Origin of the sequence: Micromonospora sp. NPDC049662 (assembly GCF_040675055.1) — a bacterium.
GTDB lineage: Bacteria > Actinomycetota > Actinomycetes > Mycobacteriales > Micromonosporaceae > Micromonospora.
In genome coordinates this window covers 15155-34429 of sequence record NZ_JBFAOC010000065.1, presented here as the reverse complement: position 1 = coordinate 34429, position 19275 = coordinate 15155, and the positions used below count along the sequence as shown (strand labels likewise).

Sequence of the window (19275 nt, the reverse complement as noted above, 5' to 3'; positions counted from 1 at the left end):
CCCGCCGCCCGGGGGGCGGGGCGGGCGGCGGGCGCCGCCCACCCCGCGCCGGCGTCCCTGCCGCCGGGCGCGGCCGCGCCGCCGGCGGCGCGGGGGGCCCCCGGGGCCCCCCCCCCGGCCCCCCCGGCCGAGGTCGCCGACGCCGTCGGCTACCCGGTGATCGTCAAGGCCGCCGCCGGGGGCGGCGGCCGGGGGATGACCGTGGTGCGCCGTCCGGCCGAGCTGGCCCGGGCGTACGCGCGGACGCGGGCCGCCGCCCAGGCCGCCTTCGGCGACGACCGGGTGTACGTCGAGCGCTACCTCACCGAGGCCCGGCACGTCGAGGTGCAGGTGCTCTGCGACGCCCACGGCAACGGCGTGCACCTGGGCACCCGGGACTGCTCGGTGCAGCGCCGACACCAGAAACTCGTCGAGGAGGCCCCCGCCCCCGCGCTGTCCGCCGCGACGCTCGACTCCATCGCCGAGACCGCGCTGCGGGGCGCGCTGGAGGTGGGCTTCGTCGGCGCCGGCACGCTGGAGTTCCTGGTCGACGCCGAGGAACGCTTCCACTTCCTGGAGATCAACTGTCGGATCCAGGTGGAGCACCCCGTCACCGAAATGGTCACCGGGATCGACCTGGTGCACGAGCAACTGCACATCGCGGCCGGCGTGCCGCTGCGGTGGCGGCAGGAGGAGATACACCTGCGCGGCGTCTCCGTGGAGTGCCGCGTGAACACCGAGGACCCGTCACGCGGCTTCGCCCCCACCCCCGGACGGCTCGAGCGGTTCACCCCGCCGGGCGGCCCGTTCACCCGGGTGGACACCCACGCCCGCGCCGGTTACCTGGTCGGCCCCTGGTACGACTCCCTGCTGGCCAAGGTCGTGGTCTGGGCGCCCGACCGGGAGTCGGCGCTCAACCGGCTGGAACGCGCGCTGTACGAGTTCGACATCGCCGGTCCGGGGGTGCACACCACCATCCCGTTCGTCCGGCGGGTGCTCGACGACGCCGGGTTCCGCAAGGGCCGCTACACCACCGGCCTCGTCGACCGCCTGCTCGCCGCGCCCGCGTCGCGGCCGGCGGCCACCCCAACACCCCGCGCCGCGCCCGCCGCGGAGCCCGACGTAACCCACAGGAGGACCCGATGACCGTCACCCATGGTCGCCCGATGACCGCCGAGATCACCGACATCCTGGTGGCACACTGCGGCCTGGACGCCGAGGCCGCGGCCCGCACGCCCGCCGCGTCGCTGGAGGAACTCGGCATGGACTCGCTCGCCCTGCTGGAACTCTCGGCGGTCGTCGCCGACCGGTGGCAGGTGAGCATCCCCGAGCAGGCCGGGCAACTGAGCATCGCGGCGGTGGCCGACCTGGTCGCCCGCCGTACCGACCCACCCGGGCACACCGAGAACACCGTGCTCATCGACGCGCCGCTCGCGCTGGTCTGGGACGTCACCAACGACGTGGCGAACTGGACCGAGCTGTTCACCGAGTACGCCGTGGTGGAGATTCTGCACCGCGACGGGCACACCGTACGGTTCCGGCTCACCATGTACCCCGACGAGAACGGGGTGGCGTGGAGCTGGGTCAGCGAACGCACCGCCGACCCGGTGAGCCGTCAGGTGCGGGCGCACCGGGTGGAGACCGGGCCGTTCGAGTACATGAGGATCCACTGGCGCTACACCGAGGAGGCCGGCGGCACCCGGATGACCTGGACGCAGGACTTCGCCATGAAGCCGACCGCGCCCGTCGACAACGCCGCCATGACCGAGCGGATCAACACCAACAGCGTCATCCAACTCGCCGTGATCAAGGACCGGGTGGAGCGGATCGCCCGGGAACGCGCCGGCCGGAGCGGCCCGGCCGGCGGCTCGGTTCCGGCGCAGGCCGGCTCCGTCGACGGCGACGCCTCGGCGCAGGCCGGCTCCGCCTCGGCGCAGGCCGGCTCCGCCGCGGCGCAGGCCGGCTCTGCCGCGGGGGAGGCCGGCGATGAGTGACCTGGGCACCCGGCTGATAGCGGCCTCGGACGTACCGGCGGACCGGCGACGCGGCGGTGAGTTGCGGGTGCTGTTGGGCCCCCGCACCGTCGGCAGCACCTCCGGCTTCCTCGGGGTGGCGACCCTCGCGTCGGGGGAGCGGATCGCCGAGCACTACCACCCCTACAGCGAGGAGTTCCTGTACGTGGCTCGCGGCGCGATCACCGTGGACCTCGACGACCAGCCCACGCAGGTGGCCACCGGTGAGGCGCTGTTCGTACCGGTCAACGTGCGGCACCGGCTGCGCAACACCGGCACGGAGCCGGCCGAGGTGGTCTTCCACCTGGGCCCCCTGGCCCCGCGCCCCGAGCTGGGGCACGTCGACACCGAACTCGTCGAACAGGGGGTGGGTCGTGAGCGCGAGGAGTGAGCCGGGTTTGCGAGCCCCGCAGTCGCGAACAGAGGTGGCGCGGTGACCGGCCGTCGCACCGTGGTGACCGGCGTGGGCGTCGTGGCCCCCGGCGGCGCCAGCCGGGACCGGTTCTGGAAGACCATCACCGAGGGGCGTACGGCCACCCGGCGGATCAGCTTCTTCGACCCGTCGCCGTTCCGCTCGCAGATCGCCGCCGAGTGTGACTTCAACCCGGTCGCCGCCGGGCTCACCGACGCCGAGCGGCGTCGCGCCGACCGCTACGTTCAGTTCGCGCTGGCCTGCTCCACCGAGGCCATCGCCGACGCCGGCCTGGTGCTTACCGACGCCGAGCGGGACCGCGCCGGGGTGGTGCTCGGCACCGCCGTGGGCGGCACGATGGCCCTGGAAGAGGAGTACGTGCGGGTCAGCGAGCACGGCCGGCGGTGGCTGGTCGACGCGGCACTCGGCGGCCCATACCTGTACCAGGCGCTGGTGCCCAGCAGCCTGGCCGCCGACGTGGCCTGCCGGCACGGCCTGCACGGCCCGGCGCAGGTCGTCTCCACCGGCTGCACGTCCGGCATCGACGCCATCGGCTACGCCCACCAGATGATCGTGGACGGCGAGGCGGACATCGTGCTGGCCGGCGCGGCCGACTCGCCGATCTCACCGGTCACCGTCGCCTCGTTCGACGCGATCAAGGCGACCAGTCCCGACAACGACGACCCAGCGCACGCCTCCCGCCCGTTCGACGCCGACCGGCACGGATTCGTGCTGGCCGAGGGCGCGGCCGTGCTGGTGCTCGAGGAGGCCGAGCACGCCCGACGGCGGGGCGCCCACGTCTACTGCGAGGTCGCCGGCTACGCCAGCCGCAGCAACGGCTTCCACATGACCGGGCTGCGCCCCGACGGGCTGGAGATGGGCCTCGCCGTCAGCGACGCGCTGCGGCAGGGCCGGATCATCCCGGAGCAGGTCTCCTACATCAGCGCGCACGGTTCGGGCACCCGGCAGAACGACCGGCACGAGACGGCCGCGTTCAAGCGGGCGCTGGGCCAGGCCGCGTACCGGGTGCCGATCAGCTCCATCAAGTCGATGGTCGGGCACTCGCTCGGCGCGATCGGGTCGATCGAGATGGCCGCCTGCGCCCTCGCGATCGAGTTCGGGGTGGTGCCGCCGACGGCCAACTGGAGCACCCGTGACCCCGAGTGCGACCTGGACTACGTACCCAACGAGGCACGGGAGGTGCCGGTGAACGTGGCCCTGTCGGTGGGCAGCGGGTTCGGTGGCTTCCAGTCGGCGATGGTGTTCCGCCGACTTCCGGCGGCGGCGTGAGCACCGCCCGGGCGGTCGTTACCGGAATCGGTGTGGTCGCGCCCAGCGGCGTCGGCGCGGACGCGCACTGGCGTACCGTCCTGGCCGGCACCCGGCGCACCGGGCCGATCACGCTCTTCGACCCGGCCGGCTACCCCACCCGCCTCGGCGGCGAGGTGCCCGACTTCGCGGCCGAGTCCTACGCCGAGAGCCGGCAACTCGTGCAGACCGACCGATGGACACACCTCGGCTTCGCCGCCACCCGCCTCGCGCTGGCCGACGCCGGGCTGCCCGAGCGGGCACCCGACCCGTACGGCTACGCGGTCGCCTTGGCCAGCTCGTCCGGGGGCAACCTGTTCGGGCAGCGGGAACTGCAACGGCTCTGGGGTGGGCCGTCGCGCACCGTCGGCGCGTACCAGTCGATCGCCTGGTTCTACGCGGCGAGCGTCGGACAGCTCTCCATCCACCACCAGTTCAAGGGTCCGAGCGGCGTGCTGGTCGCGGAGGCGGCCGGCGGGCTGGACAGCCTCGCGCACGCCGCCCGCGCGGTGCGCCGGGGGACTCCGGTGGTCATCGCCGGGGCGACCGAGTGTCCACTGAGCCCGTACGCCCTGGCCTGCCAGTTGCGCTCCGGGCTGCTCAGCGACGTCGCCGACCCGGAGCGGGCGTACCGGCCGTTCGACGCGACGGCCAGCGGCTACCTGCCGGCCGAGGGCGGCGCGGTCTTCGTGGTGGAGGAGTTGGGCCACGCGTTGGCCCGGGGCGCCCGGATCTACGGCGAGGTCAGCGGCTGGGGGGCCACCCACGACGCCGCGCACACCACCGCCGACAGCGCCGGCGACCCGATCCAGTACGCGCGGGCGATGCGGCTGGCCCTGGACCGCGCCGGCGTCGCGGCGACCGCGATCGACGTGGTGCTGCCCGACGCCCTCGGCGTACTCCGCTACGACCGCAGCGAGGCGGCGGCGCTGCGCGCCGTCTTCGCCGACCGGCCGCCCCCGGTCACCACCCAGAAACCGCTGACCGGCCGGGCCCACCAGGGCGGCTCGGCACTGGACGTGGCCACCGCCCTGCTCGCGTTCGCGCACGACACGCTGCCCGCCTCGGCCGGCCCCGACGAGGTCGCCGACGGGTGCGAGCTGGACTTCCTGCGTGAGCACCGCCGGCCGCGCAGCCGGCTGGCGCTGGTCTGCGCGCGGGGCTTCGACGGATTCAACAGCGCGCTGGTCCTGCGGGGCGCCGCGCCGACGGAAGGAGAGACGCCGTGAGCGGACAGCGGGCCCGAGTGGTCTTCCTGGTCCGGGTGCCGGCGCCGCGTACGGAGGCGTTTCTGGCCGCGTACGAGCAGATCCGGCACCTGGTCGCCGACGGTGTGCCGGGGCACCTGGTGGACCAGGTGTGCCGCTCGTCGACCGACCCGGAGCAGTGGCTGATCACCAGCGAGTGGGCGAGCCTGGCCGACTTCGAGGCGTGGGAGCGCACCGAGGAGCACCGCGACCTGGTGCGACCGATGCGGGAGTGCTTCACCGACGCCCGGTCGCTGCGCTTCCACATCCACGCCCAGACCCCGGACGAGGCCCGTCTCGCCGCCGCCGCAGGGCTCTGATCCACTCCAGATCGCCGAGGTGGGGGTATCCGGAGCGGGTGGATGCCCCCACCTCGGCGACCTGCTGTCGATCAACTCGACCACCTTCGTGACCATCGGGAGCGCGTAGGATCCCAAGGTCATGAAGGTGCTGATCTCCGTCGACCTGGAAGGCGTCTCGGGGATCGTGCATCCCACCGAGACGAATCCCGATCGGTACGACTACGAGCGCGGCCGGGCCCTCATGACGGCCGAGGCGAACGCGGTGATCGCCGGCGTTCTCGATGCCGCACCCGACGCCGTCGTGTGGGTTGCCGACGCGCACGGCACGTTCCGCAACATCCTGCCGGAGGACCTCGACCGACGGGCGCACCTCGTGCGCGGCAAACCGCGCCCGCTGGGCATGCTCGCGGGTCTGGACGAGCACACGGGCGCCGTCATGTTCATCGGTTATCACGCTCGGGCCGGTGCCGGCCCGGCCGTGCTGGCCCACACGATGAGTGACGCGATCCTCGACGTACGCGTGGCGGGTCGGTCACTAGGCGAGATCGGCCTCAACACCGCCATGGCAGGGCACCTGGACGTGCCGGTCGTCCTGCTCAGCGGAGACGACGCCGCCTGCGCCGAGTTCGGTGAGCTGGTGCCCTCGGCGGTCACCGTCGCCGTCAAACAGACCCTGGGCCAGGCCGCCGCGGTGGCCCTGCATCCGCAGGAGGTGCGCGAGCGGCTGCGTCACGCTGCCGCCGATGCCATCACCCGCCGCGCCTCGATTCCTCCGTGGACGATGTCCGGGCCGTTGGACGTGGAGGTCGATCTGTACGGCCCGTACATGGTCGACCTCGCCGTTCTGGTGCCGGGTGTGACCCGGGTCGGCGGCGGCCGGACGGTCGCCTTCCGCGCCGTCGACGCCGCCGAGGCATATCGGCTGATTCAACTTCTCGTCCAGCTCGCCAGCATCAAACCGGGCTAGCGCGACGCCCCGAGACGGGGCTACGGAGAGGGATTCATGTTGGGTAGTGTCTGCGTCGCTACTGCCCGTGCAGAACGCCGGTGCCCCTCGCCGTGCGATCGACCGGAAGGACGGCATGGCCAGCATCGAGCAAGTCAAAGCCGCGCTCGCCCAGGCAGCCGAGCAGAGCGTCACGACGACGAGCCAGATCCGCGCCGCCATCGACGGCACCGACCAGGTGCTCGCTCGGCTGCGCGCGGTATCCGCAGGCACTGGCCATCCGGCCATCGCTGAGGCGATCGCCCGAGCCGAGCAGAGCAAGCAACGTCTGACCGAGGCAGCCACGACCCTCCAGGGCAGCACCGCGGCGGCCCGGCAGTACATCAACATCCTTGGCTGACTATGAGCATCGGCGAGGTCAAGGCAGCCCTCGACGAAGCGCGTCACCTTCTCGACCAGAGCCGGACGACGATCGAGGGCATCGGCGCATCCCTGGACGAAGCCGCTGGGGTCATGCTCCCCACCATGCACGACAGCCGGCGCGAGGAGGCCGAGAAGGCCCGCCGGGCTCTCGCTGAGGCGATACGCGAGGTGACGCTGACCCTGCGGGTCATCACCTCCGCACAGGAAAGTGCTGACGAATTCCGCAGGGCGCTGGGGTGAGCGACCTGCTCGCTCAGGTCGTGGCCCAACTCCGGTCCACGATCGACCGCCTGGACGCGATCGCGGTCCAGGCGACACGTGCCGCATCGGACGTCACTCAGGGGCATGCCCGGTACTCCACGGTCGGGAGAGGTACCGACCATCCCAGGCTGCGCGCGGCGGTAGGTCAGAGCCGCACCGGTGCCGACAAGGCTCGCCGGATCGCCCGGTTGAGCAGCGATGCGGCGCGGAACGTCGCGGACTTCCTGAATGCCGTGGCACCTGGCTCGGCGCCACGATCGGCGGCAGCCACCTCCGGGTCACCGCCGGGGGAGGAACTCTTGGCTGACAGCGATCGACGGGACCTGGGCCGGAGAAGAGGCGCCTTCCTCATTCGTGCGGCGCGAAGGGCCGACGACGTGCAGGACCAGGTCTCGGCAGGTGTCGACGCCGTGGAGAAGGGATCTACGGCCCTGCGTGACTTTGACCGTCCCTCCGGTGCACACTCGTCCGGAACGAGCACCCCCACCGGTCCTGGCCCGTCACCACGCGCGAAGATCGATGGGTCGGAGGCTGCGGGGCATCTCGTGGTGGCTGGGCTGCTGGCGGGCGTGGCAGCGCAGCGAGTTTCCGGAGTGATCCGACAGTGGAAGGCCAGGTTGAACCAGAAGTGATTGATCAGCCGCTCAGCGAACTCATCCGGGCATTGCACAGGGCGGACTGGGACGCGGTCGATGCCTTGTCAGTCGAGATTGGCCGGCACGGGTTGGGTAACGGTCTCAAGGTCATTGGGGCTGCCTTTGCCGTCGCTGTCGAACGGCGATTCGGTGCGGACGCCACTCCGAGTGACGTGGCTGCTTGGGTCTCGGGAATCCGATCCCGGCAGCAGGGCGGAGATCCACTGCCGGTACTTGAGATGGAAGGGCTTATCCGGGCAGTCCTCGGGGAGCCGGAACTGGTCGACTCAATCTCCCCCGAGACCGCCCTCGGAGCCGAGCTATTCATGCTCGGCCAGCTTCTTCGTGAAGCCGACCTCAGTCCGGCCGAACTGGACGAGTTCACCCTGGAAGCCGAGCAGCTTGCGGCCGAGCACCTGTAGCGGTCTGCCCGGGACTGACCGAGGCTCAGGATGCGCGCATCTGCTGGCTCCGCACGTTAGCGAGACCAGCGCGAGGCTGCCTCCTCGCTCAATACCGTTATGAACTTGGCGCGCGCCCACCAGGTTGCCGACGTGCTTGATGTACCTGGCGGAAGTGACCTGCCCCGTCAACGTCTGCACAGCCTGGCTCCCGAGGCTCGCCCGCTTCCTGACCGCACTGCGCGTCGGCGACACCGACGAGGCCCTGCGCCACCATCGGATGGCCGTTCGCCGCGACGACTGGCCCCTGCTGCCCGCCGACCTTCGCGCGGCCCACCTCGTCGACGCCGCCCGCGCCCACCTCGACGGCGGCGACGTCACCGGAGCCGGGCGCGCGCTGGCCGACGCACACACCGTCGCGCCCGGCGAGATCCACCGTCGCCCTGCTGTCCGTACCCTGGTCGCCGAGATCGCCCAGTGCGGACCGGCGGCCGCCGGCGTGGCCCGGCTGGCCGACCTCATTGGCCTCACCCATCCCTGATCGACTCGGGATCCCGGAAACGGCGGTGTCCGATCGGCTGGGACGGCCCGACTTCCAGGAAGTCGAGTCGATCATGGTCGGCAGGTGGGAACGAGTGGTGGGCGGCGGTATGCGGCAATCGGTCCGGGCGCTCAAATTGATCTAGCCATTTGCATCTAGCGATGCTCAACGTGGCTGTCGTAGGGTTCCGGCAGCACCTCGAAAGATGCCAGAAATTGGCTCCTATGCCCTACTTTGCGCTGCGGGTCGAATGGTGGGGGCAATGAATCATGTCGCCGAAAACCTTACGGTAGATGACCCCGGCTGGGTGGATGAAGTCCTGTTCGCCGGCCGTCCAACCGATGTTTGTCTCCGCCTGCCGGAACCGATCGACCGGGCCACCCTGCACCGGTTGGTGACCGCCGCGCAGGACCGGCTGACCGCTGCCGGACTGCGTCCCGGTGGCGCCGCCGCGCTGCGGTTGCCGCCGTCGCTGGCGTACGTCGTCAACCTGCTCGCCGCCTGGCGGGCGGGAGCGCAGGCCATCCTGCTCGACCACCGGCTCACCGACCACGAGGTGGACCGGGCGCTTGCCCGGCTCGCCCCGCAGGTGGTCGTCGCCCCGCTGCGGACCGGCGGGGGCGCGTTGAAGGTGTTCGTCGACGTCACCGAGAGCGTCACCCGGTACGCGGACGGTCCAGCGGTCAGCGGCCACGCCGTGATCCAGCTCAGCTCCGGCTCGACCGGCCCGTCCAAGGTGATCGGCCGTACGGCCGCCGACCTGGTCGCCGAGGTGCGCCGCTACACCCGTATCGACGGGGTGGCGCTGCCCGGCGAGCGGATCATCCTGCTGCCCTCCATGGTGCACGTGCTCGGCCTGGTCGGCGGCCTGCTCTACGGTCTGCACGCCGGTGTGGAGCTGGTGCCGCCGCAGCGGCTCAGCGGCGACGCGGTGCTGGCCGCCATCGCCGCCCAGGCCACGCCGGCCACGGTGCTGGGCGTGCCGTTCCACATCGGACTGCTCGCCTCCAGCCGGCCAACCGGTCCGCTGCCGCAGTTCCGGCGGATGACCACCGGCGGCGAGCTGGTCCCGGCCGCGGTGGTCCGGGCGTTCACCGACCGGTACGGGGTGCCGCTGGGCAACATGTACGGGATGACCGAGGTCGGGGTCATCGGCACCGACCTGCACGGCGCGCACCGCCCGTCGATCGCCCCCGCGCCCGGCATCGAGGTCCGCGAGTCCGGCGGTGAGCTGTGGGTGTCCTGCCCGGCATCGCCGTACGTCGGGCTGAGCGACCCCACCCGCTGGGCCGACGGCTGGCTGCACACCCGCGACGCCGGCACCGTCGACGCCGACACCGGCCTGGTCACCGTGCGCGGCCGCCTCGACTCGCAGGTCTCGGTGGGCGGGATGAAGGTCGACCTCACCGAGGTGGAGGCGACCGTCGCCCAGCTGCCCGGCGTGGCCGCCGCCGTGGTGGTGTGGGACGACGGCATCACCGCCTACGTCCAGCCCGACGGCCCGCTGTCCGAGGAGGTCCTGGACAAGCTCCTCGCCGAACGGCTGGCCGGCTACAAGCGACCCCGGGTGTTGCGCCTGCTCGACGCGTTGCCCCGTACCACCACCGGCAAGCTGGTCCGCTCGACGGACGCGCTGCGCTCGGCGGTGACGTCGTGACCGGCCCGCTGCGCCACCTCGACGCCGACACCCGCGCCGTCAAGCGCGCCGACTACCGCGCCGGCACCCGCGCGCGGCGACCGTACGGCGGGATCCGGCCGACCGCCGGTGTCCCCACCGACCCAGACCAACGCGGTGTCCCGATCGGACACCGTCACCTGGCTTACGCAGAGAGGGTATCCATGAGAGCCGAGGTCCGCGCCTTCGTCGTCGAGCAGCTCGTCGACATGAACTACGACGTCGAGGGGCTCGACGACGACACCACGCTCGGCCCGTCCGGCGTCGACCTGGAATCGCTGGCCCTGTCCGATCTGGCCGTCCGCGTCGAGGACCAGTTCGGCCTGACGTTCGCCGACGACGAGTCGGAGAAGCTCGCGCTGATGACGGTCGGCGAGTTCACCACGATGGTCGCCGACCGCGTCGCCGAGGCGAAGCGCGACGCCGCCTGATGACCGGTCAGCCCGACCTGGGGCGAGCTGACCTGCTGACCATGCTCGCCGAACTCACCGCGAAACCGGCCGACGAGGTCCCGGACCGGGTCGGCTCGATGGAGCTGGCCTGGCTCGTACACCTCGTCGAGCAGCGCTACCAGCGTCAGCTCGACCTCACCGACGACGACCTGGCCGGCATCCGTACCGTCGACGACGCCCTGGCGGTCCTGCGGGCGTCGTTGGCCGCTCCCGCAGATGGCTGAGCCGCCCGTCGTCCAGCTCACCGGTGTGCACGCGGTCAGCGCCCTCGGGCGGGGCGCCGAGGCGCAGCTCGCCGCCACGCCGGCCTTCGGACCGATCCGTCGCTTCGACACGAGCGCACGCCGGGTCACCGTGGCGGCCACCCTGCCCGAGGTCGGAACCCTCGCCGACGAGCTGGCCGACGCGATCGACGCGGCCTGCCGGACGGCCGGCCTGGACCGCGCCCGGCGTGCCGGGTGTGCGCTGCTGCTCGCCGTGCACGGCGGCCCGGCCCCCGGCGTGGAGCCGGTCCCGTCCGCGCTCGCCGGCCAGCTCGCCGCCCGGTGTGGGCTGTCCGCTCACACCCGGGTCTACACCAGCGCGTGCGTGTCGGCGAGTACGGCGGTCGCCGACGCCGCCACCCTGATCAGCCGGGGTGATCTGGACCGGGTGGTGGTGGCCGCCGGTTATCTCGTCGAGCCGGACCAGTTCGCGCTCTTCGACGCCGGCCGCGCCCTCGCCGACGACGGCGCGGTCCGCCCGTTCAGCGCTGGCCGCCGTGGGCTGCTGCTCGGTGACGGCGTGGCCGCCGTGGTGGTCGAGTCCCGCGCCGAGGCGCGGCGGGGCGCGGAGCCGGTGGCGACCGTCGCGGGCTGGGGACGCGCCGGGGACGCGTACCACCCGTGCCAGCCGGACCCGACCGGCGCCGGGCTGGCCCGCGCGGCCAGCGCCGCGCTGCGCCGGGCCGGGCTGCCGCCGCGGGCGATCGGGTACGTCAACGCCAACGCCACCGGCACCGCCCAGAGCGACGCCGCCGAGGCCGCGGCGCTGCGGCGGGCCCTCGACGGGTACGCCAACGAGGTGCCGGTCAGCTCGACGAAGGGGTTGCACGGGCACGCGTTGGAGGCGTCCGGGCTGCTCGAACTGGTGGTCACGGCGATGGCGCTGCGGGCCGGCGAGTTGCCGGTCAACGCCGGCTGGCGGGGCCCCGACGAGGCGTGTCCGGTCAACGTCATCACGGCGGCGTCGCGCCGTGCGCCGGTGACCCACGCCCTGACCCTCAACTCCGCGTTCGGCGGCGCCAACACCGCGCTCCTGGTCGGCGCGCCATGACCACCCCCACCTCCCCGCGATCGTGCACTTTCTGCGCCGACGAATCCGGCGAAGAACGCGAATCCACAACAGAAACCGCAAGATCGCGGGAGGTGGGAGTGCGGGAGCTCGCGCGGGCGCGCTGGCCCGAGCCGGGGGACGGGGTCGTGCCGGGGGTGCCGGGGTTCGTGCACTCGGCGTTCGCGCCCACGGTCGTGGCGGTCGGCGAGCGGTGCCTGCGGCGGCGGTACGGGGACCAGCCGGTGCCGGAGGGGGTACGCACCGCGATCGTGCTGGTCAGCGCCAGCGGTGACCGGGCCAGCGCCGATCACGTCCGCGTGACGGTCGAGGCCGGCGGACGGATCGGGCCGCTGTTCTTCTACCAGTCCGTGCCCAACAGCGTCGCCGGGCACCTCGCGGCCCGCTGGGGACTGCGCGGCCCGGTGGTCTGCCTCAGCCCCACCGGCGACCCGTACGCCGAGGGCACCGCGCAGGCGGCACTACTGCACGACGACGGCGACGCCGACGAGGTGTTGCTGATCCTGATCGAACAGACGCCCGACCTGTCCACCGAGGCGGTCGCGGTGCTGCTGGGGGGAGGAGCACGACCATGAGGACACCGGGACTGCGCGGCCGGTTGGCCGCCGACACCGAGCTGGGCGCGGGCAACATGCTGGCCCGCGTGCTGGCGCACGGCGCCGACCCGGACGGGCCGGCGCTGACCTTCGACACCGCCGTCGACGGGCATCCGGCCGAGACGCCGCTCACGTTGGGTCAGCTCGACGAGCGGGTCGCCGCCCGCGCCGCGTGGCTGCACGAGCAGGGGGTACGCCCCCGCGACCCGGTTGCCGTCTGGGCCACCGCCGCCGCCGATATGGTGCTCAGCTTCCTGGCGCTGGCCCGGCTCGGCGCGATCCCGGCGCTGATGAACGGCAAGCTCCGCCCGGAGATCGCCGCCGAGTACATCCGTCGGCTGCGTGGTGTCGGGGTGCTCGCCGACGACGCGCACACCGCGTTGCTGGCCGGGCACGAGCTGGGCGTACCGGTGCTGGGCACGCCCGCGCGGGCCGGCACCGGCGACCCGGCGAAGGCCCCGCCGCACTACCGGCACCACCCGGACGACCCGATCGTGATCACCCACACCTCCGGGACGACCGGGGTGCCCAAGGCGGTGCTGCACTCCCACGCCAGCCTCTTCGCGGCCACCCGGCACCTGCTGAGCATGCCGCAGGCGCAGGGCACCAGCCGGATCCTCAACGCCCTTCCCGCACCGCACACCGCGACCGTGCTGATGGTCAACCAGGCGTTGGGTAACCGCGCCCAGATGTTCCTGCTCTCCGAGCAGGGCGGCGAGCGGGTCCTCGACGCGATCCAACGCTGGCGTCCCGACGGGGTGTTCGGTTTCTCGGTCACCTGGGCCGAGCTGGCCCGGTTCGACCTGTCCGGGTACGACCTGGACTCGGTGCGGCTGTGGTTCAACACCGGCGACTGCTCGCACGAGCCGCACATCCGCCGCCTCGTCGCAGTCGGTTGGCACGACACCGTCACCCGCGACGGGGTGGCGCGGGTGCCCGGCTCGCTGTTCATCGACGGGCTGGGCTCCAGCGAGATGGGGCACTCGATGTTCCACATCACCCACCGCGCCGACACCGACCGGTACGGCCGCTGCATCGGCCGGCCGTACCAGTTCACCAGGGTCGCGGTGCTGGACGCCGACGGCGAGCCGGTGCCGGTCGGCGAGGTGGGTTTCCTGGGTGTCGACTCGCCGTCGCTGTTCCGGGGCTACTGGAACGACTCGGCCACCACCTACCGGTTCCGCCAGCGTGGCTGGTACCTCACGGGCGACCTGGTCCGCGCCGACGCCGAGGGCCGGTACTACCACCTGGACCGCGCGGTCGACTCGGTCGACGCCGGGGACGGGCGGCGGTTCTTCACCGCGCTGTCGGAGGAGCGGATCCTCGCCACCTGCCCGGACGTCACCGACTGCACGGTGGTGATCGTCGCCGAGGGCGGGCGGGTGGTGACCGACGTGCTGCTGGAGTTGGCCGCCGGCGCCGACGAGGCCGAGGACCGCACCGAACGGGTGCGCGCCGCCCTCGGCGCGGACGTCGGCGCCACGCTGCGCCGGGTCGTGCCGGTACGCTCCGACGACATTCCGGTGACCGTGACCGGCAAGGTCCGCAAGGTGGCCCTGCGGGAGCGTTACCTCACCGAGGCCGCGTCGTGAGCGGGCGGGTCGGAGCGCCGGCGTGAGCGAGCGGAGCGAGCGAACCAAGCAGCTCAGCCGCTCGGAGTCTCGCGCCGGCGCGGAGCGAAGCGGAGCGCCGGCGTGAGCGCGCTGATCACCGGGATGGGCCTGTTCTCTCCGGTCGGGCGGGGCGTCGAGGAGACCTTCGAGGCGTTGACGACCGGGCGGTCCGGGCTGGCCCGCCCACCCGAGGGCCATCCGGCGTCGGGTTCGCTGGACGTCGCCGGTCTGCTGCCCGACATCGACCCGCGCAGCGTCCTGCCCGGCCCGGAGAGCCGGGTGTTGGACCGGACCGTGGTCCTGGCGCTGCTCACCGCCGCCGACGCGCTCGCGGACGCCGGCATCGAGGTGGGCCGCGACGTCGACCCCTCCCGGATCGGCGTGATCGTCGGCGGTGTCGGCGGGCTGGCCACCCTGGAGTCGCAGGTGCTGGCCCGTGCGGCGCGGGGACGGTCGGCGGTCAGCCCGTACCTGCTCACCGGCATCCTGCCGAACATGCCGGCGGCGCGGATCGCCATCGCGTACGGCATCCGGGGTTACAGCTCGTCGGTCGGCACGGCCTGCGCCTCGGGGGCCCAGGCGGTCGCCGACGCGGTCCGGCTGATCCGGTGCGGGGAGGCCGACGTGGTGGTCTGCGGGGCCAGTGAGGCGCCGCTCTTCCCGACCTTCACCGACACGTTCGGCAACGCGCGGGCACTGGCCCGCGCCGGCGGCGACCCGACCCGGGCGAGCCGGCCGTTCGACACCTCCCGCAGCGGGTTCGTGCTGGCCGAGGGGGCGGCGCTGCTGGTCCTCGAACGTGCCGAGCACGCCGCCGCGCGCGGCGCCCGGGGGTACGCCGAGGTGGCCGGTTACGGCGCGACCACCGACGCGTACCACCCGACCGCCCCGCGTCCGGACGGCGCGGGCGCGGCGGCGTGCATCCGGGGCGCGCTGCGCAGCTCGGGAGTGCCGGCGGCGGCGGTCGGCTACGTCAACGCGCACGGCACCGGCACGAAGCTCGGCGACATCGCGGAGACCACGGCCCTCGCGGACGTGTTCGGCGACGGTGGCGTGCCGGTCAGCTCCACCAAGGCGCTCACCGGTCACCTGCTCGGCGCGTCCGGGGTGTTGGAGACGGCGGCGACCGCGCTGGCGCTCGGTCGGGGGTTGCTGCCGCCGACGTACCACCTCGACGACCTGGACCCGGCCTGCCCGGGTGACCACATCCGGGGGACGCCCCGCCGGTCCGACGCGGAGTACGCGCTGACCAACTCGTTCGGGTTCGGCGGCCAGAACGTGAGCCTGGTGCTCGCGCGGGTCGCCGAGCCGAGGAGGTGAGCGACGCGCATCCCGGGCTGGGGGCGTCCGGACGGCAACACGGGCGAAGCATGGGGAAGGGCACGTGACGACATGGACATCCGTGGTATCGACCACATCGAACTCTACGTAGGCGACGCCCGACAGGCGGCGTTCTGGTTCAGCACCGCCGTCGGTTTCCAGCTCTGCGGGCAGGGCGGCCCGGAGACCGGGCTGACCGGGCAGCGCTCGCTGCTGCTCTGCCACGGCGACATCCGACTGCTGCTCACCTCGGGGCTGAGCGTCGACCATCCGGCGGCCCGGTACGTGCACCGGCACGGCGACGGCATCGCGGTCGTCGCCGTCGAGGTCGACGACGTCGTGGGCGCGTACGCCGAGCTGCTGGCCCGGGGTGCGACGGGCGTGACGCCACCGACCACCCGCACCGGCGCGGACGCCGAGGTGGTGACCGCCGAGGTGCAGGGCTTCGCCGACGTGCGGCACCGCCTGGTGCAGCGTCGGGGGAGTCGAAGCGAGTTCCTGCCCGGGGTGATCACGCCGACGCCGCCGGGGCCGGACGACGCCGAGGCGGTCCTCGCCGAGGTCGACCACCTGGCGGTGTGCGTGCCGCCCGGGGAACTCGACGGGACGGTCCGGCACTTCGAGGAGCTGTTCGGCTTCGCGCAGATCTTCGAGGAGCACGTCGAGGTCGCCGGCCAGGGGATGAACTCGAAGGTGGTGCAGAGCCCATCGGGCCGCGTCACCGTGGTCCTGCTGGAGCCGGACCGTACCCGCCGGCCTGGGCAGATCGACGCCTTCCTCGACCAGCATGCCGGTGGGGGCGTGCAGCACCTGGGGCTGCGCACCGACGACATCGTGGCGGCCGTGGAGTCCCTCGGACGGCGGGGGGTTCGCTTCGCCGGCACCCCCGGCGCCTACTACGACACCCTCCAGGCACGAGTGGGTCGGGTTGACGCTCCGCTGGACCGCCTGCGTGAGCTGGGGGTCCTGGTCGACTCCGACCACGGTGGACAGTTGTTGCAGATCTTCGCCGAGTCGATGCACGTGCGCCGCACGCTGTTCCTGGAGCTGATCGAGCGGCGGGGCGCGAGCGGCTTCGGCAGCGGCAACATCAAGGCGCTCTACGAGGCCAAGGAGCGGGAACTGGCCGCGCAGGGGGTGGGGGCGTGAGCGCGCTGACCGCCGCGGAGCAGGCGCTGCTGCCCTCCGACGAGGACGTGCGGCACTACGCCGAGCACGGCTGGTACCTGTCCAAGAAGATCTTCACCGATGACGAGGTGGAGGCGCTCGCCGCCGCCGCGCGGCGCTACTACGACGGCGAGCGGGATCGCCGGCTGCCGGTACGCCCACCGAAGCTCGCCTACTGGGAGCCGTCGAACGGGCCGGTACAGCGGCACAACGACTACGTCCACCACGAACACGACGGGCTCGGCGCGATCCTGCGCAAGCCGCTGCTCGGCGCGGTGGCCGCCCGCCTGGCCCAGGCCGACGAGATCCGTGTCTTCCAGTCCACCCTGATCCTCAAACCACCGATCGAGGGCGAGCCCAGCAACATCGTGCCCTGGCACTTCGACAAGCACTACTGGGCGTCCTCGTCGTCGGAGAAGATGCTCACCGCGTTCATCCCCCTGCACGACTGCGGGGAGGAGATGGGCACCATCACGATGGTCGACGGCTCGCACCTGTGGAAGGAGATCGGCGTCGACGACACCGTGGTGCGGCACTTCGCCGACCGGGAACGGAGCCAGCTCGAGGAGATGCTGGCCGAGAACGCCGCGCACAACGGCGCGGAGATCCGCAAGATCCCCATGGTGATCCCGAGGGGACACGTGAGCTTCCACCACTGCCGCACCTACCACGGCAGCGGCCCCAACGTCAGCGGTCGTCCCCGACAGGCGGTCTCGCTGCACCTGCAGGACGGCGACAACGCCTGGCGGGAGTATCCCCTCTCGGACGGCACGCTCGCCGCGTACAACCACGACGTGCTGGTCCGCCGCACCCACGAGGGGCGGCCGGACTACGCGGACCCCGACTACTGCCCGGTCATCTGGCGCGACCGCGCCCAGCAGGGAGGTTGACAATGTCACGGTACGACTGGGGTAGGACGCACCCGGGCATCGAGCGGCTGGAGGCGGCGGTGACCGAGCGCCGCGACGCCGTGGTCAAGCACCCGCTCTACGCCAACCTGGACACCCACCAGGCGCTGGTCACCTTCATGGAGCACCACGTCTTCGCGGTCTGGGACTTCATGTCCCTGTTGAAGTCGTTGCAGCGGCAGCTGACCTGTGTGAGCGTGCCGTGGATCCCCACCGGCCCGACCGGCAGTCGCCGGCTCATCAACGACATCGTCATGGTCGAGGAGAGCGACGAACTGGGCGAGGGCTACCTCAGCCACTTCGAGCTGTACGTGCGGGGCATGGCCGAGGCCGGCGCGGACACCACCGCCGTGAACGCCCTCGTCGACCTGCTGCGCGCGGGCCGGCCGGTGACCGACGCGCTCGCCGAGGCGGGGGCGCCGGCGGCGTCCGCCCGGTTCGCCGCGACCACCTGGCAGATCATCGAGTCGACCCCGGTGCACTGCCAGGCGGCGGCGTTCGCGTTCGGCCGCGAGGACCTGATCCCCGACATGTTCACCCAGGTCGTCACCGTCAACGAACGCAGCAACCGGCTGCACACGTTCGTCGACTACCTGGAACGGCACATCGAGGTCGACGGCGAGCAGCACACGCCGATGGCCATGCAGATGCTCGCCGACCTGTGCGGCGACGACGACGCCAGGTGGCAGGAGTGCGCCGACACGGTCAACACCGCCCTCGCCGCCCGCGCCCGGCTCTGGGACGACATCCTCGCCGCCATCAAGGGCCTGGCGTGAGCGACGCCGATCCGGTCCGGCTCTACCGCACGGTCCGGCTGATCCGCCGGTTCGAGGAGCGGGCGGTGGAGCTGGTCCACGGCGGGCAGATCGCCGGCGGCATCCACCCGTACCTCGGTCAGGAGGGGATCGCCGCCGGCGTCTGCGCCGCGCTGGGCGTCGACGACGTGCTCGCCGGCACCCACCGCGGGCACGGGCACGTGCTGGCCCGGGGCGCGGACCCGGCGCGGATGCTCGCCGAGCTGTGCGGCCGGGTCACCGGCCTCAACGCCGGCCGGGGCGGCTCGATGCACGCCGCCGACCTGCGCATCGGCGTGCTCGGCGCGAACGCGATCGTCGGCGCGTCCGGGGCGATCATCACCGGCGCGGTCTGGGCCCGCCGACGGCAGGGCCGGGACACCGTCGGCGTGAGCTTCTTCGGCGACGGCGCGGTCAACGAGGGGATGCTGCTGGAGGCGTTCAACCTGGCCGCGCTCTGGCGGGTGCCCGTGCTGTTCGTCTGCGAGAACAACGGCTACGCCACCACCATGCCGGTCGGCGGCGCGGTCGCCGGCAGCATCGCCGGCCGCGCCGCCGCCTTCGGCATCCCGGCCGTCCAGGTCGACGGCCAGGACCCCGAGACGGTACGCACCGCCGCGTCCGCCGCCGTCGCGCGGATGCGCGCCGGCGGCGGCCCGGAGCTGATCGAGGCCCGTACCTACCGCTTCGACGTCCACCACACCTTCGAACACGCGGTACGCCTCGACTACCGGCCGCCCGACGAGGTGACCCGGGGTCGGTCCCGGGACCCGGTGGACATCCAGGGCGCCCGGCTCACCGACGGCGACCGGGCAGCCGTGGACGCCGAGGTCGAGGCGACCCTCGACGAGGCGGTGCGGTTCGCCCTGGCCAGCGCGCACCCCGAGCCGGCCGACGCGCTCGCGTACCTGTACGCCAGCGGCCTGACCGTCCGCACCGGAGGTGGTTGAG

At 72.8% G+C, this 19275-nt stretch carries 22 protein-coding genes and 1 pseudogene; all 23 read left to right on the top strand.

Features of this window, described 5'->3' with window-relative positions:
* Positions 1 to 1125, top strand: a 1125-nt coding sequence (locus tag AB0J36_RS29900; protein WP_363661425.1) for an ATP-grasp domain-containing protein, incomplete at its 5' end; no start/stop codon positions are given.
* Positions 1122 to 1811 (top strand): annotated as a pseudogene (locus AB0J36_RS29895) (SRPBCC family protein); the annotation flags it as partial. The gene AB0J36_RS29900 and the pseudogene AB0J36_RS29895, both read left to right, overlap by 4 nt.
* Before the next feature lie 154 nt (positions 1812 to 1965).
* Entirely contained in the window at positions 1966 to 2382 is a 417-nt protein-coding gene (locus tag AB0J36_RS29890; protein WP_357119121.1) for a cupin domain-containing protein, read from the top strand.
* Between the two features lie 42 nt (positions 2383 to 2424).
* Positions 2425 to 3693 (top strand): beta-ketoacyl-[acyl-carrier-protein] synthase family protein, encoded by a 1269-nt coding sequence (locus tag AB0J36_RS29885; RefSeq protein WP_357119118.1) that lies wholly within the window; start codon positions 2425 to 2427, stop codon positions 3691 to 3693.
* On the top strand, positions 3690 to 4940 hold the full coding sequence (locus AB0J36_RS29880; RefSeq protein ID WP_357119115.1) for a beta-ketoacyl synthase N-terminal-like domain-containing protein: 1251 nt from the start codon (positions 3690 to 3692) through the stop codon (positions 4938 to 4940). Before AB0J36_RS29885 ends, AB0J36_RS29880 begins: the two co-directional genes overlap by 4 nt.
* Entirely contained in the window at positions 4937 to 5278 is a 342-nt protein-coding gene (locus tag AB0J36_RS29875; RefSeq protein WP_357119113.1) for an antibiotic biosynthesis monooxygenase family protein, read from the top strand. Before AB0J36_RS29880 ends, AB0J36_RS29875 begins: the two co-directional genes overlap by 4 nt.
* 121 nt (positions 5279 to 5399) lie before the next feature.
* The gene (locus AB0J36_RS29870; RefSeq protein WP_357119110.1) at positions 5400 to 6227 is read left to right on the top strand and encodes a M55 family metallopeptidase; all 828 of its coding nucleotides are present in this window, start codon (positions 5400 to 5402) and stop codon (positions 6225 to 6227) included.
* A 115-nt stretch (positions 6228 to 6342) separates the two neighbouring features.
* Positions 6343 to 6606: a hypothetical protein gene (locus AB0J36_RS29865; RefSeq protein WP_357119107.1), complete on the top strand. Its 264-nt coding sequence runs from the start codon at positions 6343 to 6345 to the stop codon at positions 6604 to 6606.
* Positions 6607 to 6608: 2 nt separating this feature from the next.
* Complete coding sequence (locus AB0J36_RS29860) at positions 6609 to 6869, top strand: hypothetical protein (protein WP_357119104.1); 261 nt, start codon at positions 6609 to 6611, stop codon at positions 6867 to 6869.
* Positions 6866 to 7522, top strand: a complete 657-nt coding sequence (locus tag AB0J36_RS29855) for a hypothetical protein (RefSeq protein WP_357119101.1) — start codon at positions 6866 to 6868, stop codon at positions 7520 to 7522. Before AB0J36_RS29860 ends, AB0J36_RS29855 begins: the two co-directional genes overlap by 4 nt.
* A complete protein-coding gene (locus AB0J36_RS29850) occupies positions 7495 to 7947 on the top strand; it encodes a hypothetical protein (protein ID WP_357119098.1) in 453 nt (150 codons plus the stop codon). The genes AB0J36_RS29855 and AB0J36_RS29850 overlap by 28 nt, the downstream gene beginning before the upstream one ends.
* Before the next feature lie 139 nt (positions 7948 to 8086).
* Positions 8087 to 8467 (top strand): hypothetical protein, encoded by a 381-nt coding sequence (locus AB0J36_RS29845; protein ID WP_357119095.1) that lies wholly within the window; start codon positions 8087 to 8089, stop codon positions 8465 to 8467.
* A gap of 262 nt (positions 8468 to 8729) precedes the next feature.
* Positions 8730 to 10124: a class I adenylate-forming enzyme family protein gene (locus AB0J36_RS29840; RefSeq protein ID WP_357170368.1), complete on the top strand. Its 1395-nt coding sequence runs from the start codon at positions 8730 to 8732 to the stop codon at positions 10122 to 10124.
* 182 nt (positions 10125 to 10306) lie between these two features.
* Positions 10307 to 10573 (top strand): acyl carrier protein, encoded by a 267-nt coding sequence (locus AB0J36_RS29835; protein ID WP_357119090.1) that lies wholly within the window; start codon positions 10307 to 10309, stop codon positions 10571 to 10573.
* The gene (locus AB0J36_RS29830; protein WP_357119087.1) at positions 10573 to 10818 is read left to right on the top strand and encodes an acyl carrier protein; all 246 of its coding nucleotides are present in this window, start codon (positions 10573 to 10575) and stop codon (positions 10816 to 10818) included. The genes AB0J36_RS29835 and AB0J36_RS29830 overlap by 1 nt, the downstream gene beginning before the upstream one ends.
* Positions 10811 to 11908: a beta-ketoacyl synthase N-terminal-like domain-containing protein gene (locus tag AB0J36_RS29825; RefSeq protein ID WP_357394224.1), complete on the top strand. Its 1098-nt coding sequence runs from the start codon at positions 10811 to 10813 to the stop codon at positions 11906 to 11908. Before AB0J36_RS29830 ends, AB0J36_RS29825 begins: the two co-directional genes overlap by 8 nt.
* Before the next feature lie 98 nt (positions 11909 to 12006).
* Positions 12007 to 12501, top strand: a complete 495-nt coding sequence (locus AB0J36_RS29820) for a beta-ketoacyl synthase chain length factor (protein ID WP_357119081.1) — start codon at positions 12007 to 12009, stop codon at positions 12499 to 12501.
* Positions 12498 to 14114 (top strand): class I adenylate-forming enzyme family protein, encoded by a 1617-nt coding sequence (locus AB0J36_RS29815; protein ID WP_357394227.1) that lies wholly within the window; start codon positions 12498 to 12500, stop codon positions 14112 to 14114. The genes AB0J36_RS29820 and AB0J36_RS29815 overlap by 4 nt, the downstream gene beginning before the upstream one ends.
* Before the next feature lie 102 nt (positions 14115 to 14216).
* A complete protein-coding gene (locus tag AB0J36_RS29810; RefSeq protein WP_357394229.1) occupies positions 14217 to 15455 on the top strand; it encodes a beta-ketoacyl-[acyl-carrier-protein] synthase family protein in 1239 nt (412 codons plus the stop codon).
* 72 nt (positions 15456 to 15527) lie between these two features.
* Positions 15528 to 16604: a 4-hydroxyphenylpyruvate dioxygenase gene (gene hppD / locus AB0J36_RS29805; RefSeq protein WP_357119072.1), complete on the top strand. Its 1077-nt coding sequence runs from the start codon at positions 15528 to 15530 to the stop codon at positions 16602 to 16604.
* Positions 16601 to 17512, top strand: a complete 912-nt coding sequence (locus tag AB0J36_RS29800) for a phytanoyl-CoA dioxygenase family protein (RefSeq protein ID WP_357394232.1) — start codon at positions 16601 to 16603, stop codon at positions 17510 to 17512. Before hppD ends, AB0J36_RS29800 begins: the two co-directional genes overlap by 4 nt.
* A gap of 2 nt (positions 17513 to 17514) precedes the next feature.
* Complete coding sequence (locus AB0J36_RS29795) at positions 17515 to 18306, top strand: DUF3050 domain-containing protein (RefSeq protein WP_357119066.1); 792 nt, start codon at positions 17515 to 17517, stop codon at positions 18304 to 18306.
* The gene (locus tag AB0J36_RS29790; protein WP_357394234.1) at positions 18303 to 19274 is read left to right on the top strand and encodes a thiamine pyrophosphate-dependent dehydrogenase E1 component subunit alpha; all 972 of its coding nucleotides are present in this window, start codon (positions 18303 to 18305) and stop codon (positions 19272 to 19274) included. Before AB0J36_RS29795 ends, AB0J36_RS29790 begins: the two co-directional genes overlap by 4 nt.
* Position 19275 lies beyond the last annotated feature (1 nt).

Bases quoted from the DNA above. Each gene is read 5' to 3' on its own strand.
- AB0J36_RS29890 (WP_357119121.1), top strand. From the start codon at position 1,966: ATGAGTGACCTGGGCACCCGGCTGATAGCGGCCTCGGACGTACCGGCG.
- AB0J36_RS29870 (WP_357119110.1), top strand. From the start codon at position 5,400: ATGAAGGTGCTGATCTCCGTCGACCTGGAAGGCGTCTCGGGGATCGTG.
- AB0J36_RS29865 (WP_357119107.1), top strand. From the start codon at position 6,343: ATGGCCAGCATCGAGCAAGTCAAAGCCGCGCTCGCCCAGGCAGCCGAG.
- AB0J36_RS29860 (WP_357119104.1), top strand. From the start codon at position 6,609: ATGAGCATCGGCGAGGTCAAGGCAGCCCTCGACGAAGCGCGTCACCTT.
- AB0J36_RS29845 (WP_357119095.1), top strand. From the start codon at position 8,087: ATGTACCTGGCGGAAGTGACCTGCCCCGTCAACGTCTGCACAGCCTGG.
- AB0J36_RS29840 (WP_357170368.1), top strand. From the start codon at position 8,730: ATGAATCATGTCGCCGAAAACCTTACGGTAGATGACCCCGGCTGGGTG.
- AB0J36_RS29835 (WP_357119090.1), top strand. From the start codon at position 10,307: ATGAGAGCCGAGGTCCGCGCCTTCGTCGTCGAGCAGCTCGTCGACATG.
- AB0J36_RS29830 (WP_357119087.1), top strand. From the start codon at position 10,573: ATGACCGGTCAGCCCGACCTGGGGCGAGCTGACCTGCTGACCATGCTC.
- AB0J36_RS29825 (WP_357394224.1), top strand. From the start codon at position 10,811: ATGGCTGAGCCGCCCGTCGTCCAGCTCACCGGTGTGCACGCGGTCAGC.
- AB0J36_RS29815 (WP_357394227.1), top strand. From the start codon at position 12,498: ATGAGGACACCGGGACTGCGCGGCCGGTTGGCCGCCGACACCGAGCTG.
- hppD (WP_357119072.1), top strand. From the start codon at position 15,528: ATGGACATCCGTGGTATCGACCACATCGAACTCTACGTAGGCGACGCC.
- AB0J36_RS29795 (WP_357119066.1), top strand. From the start codon at position 17,515: ATGTCACGGTACGACTGGGGTAGGACGCACCCGGGCATCGAGCGGCTG.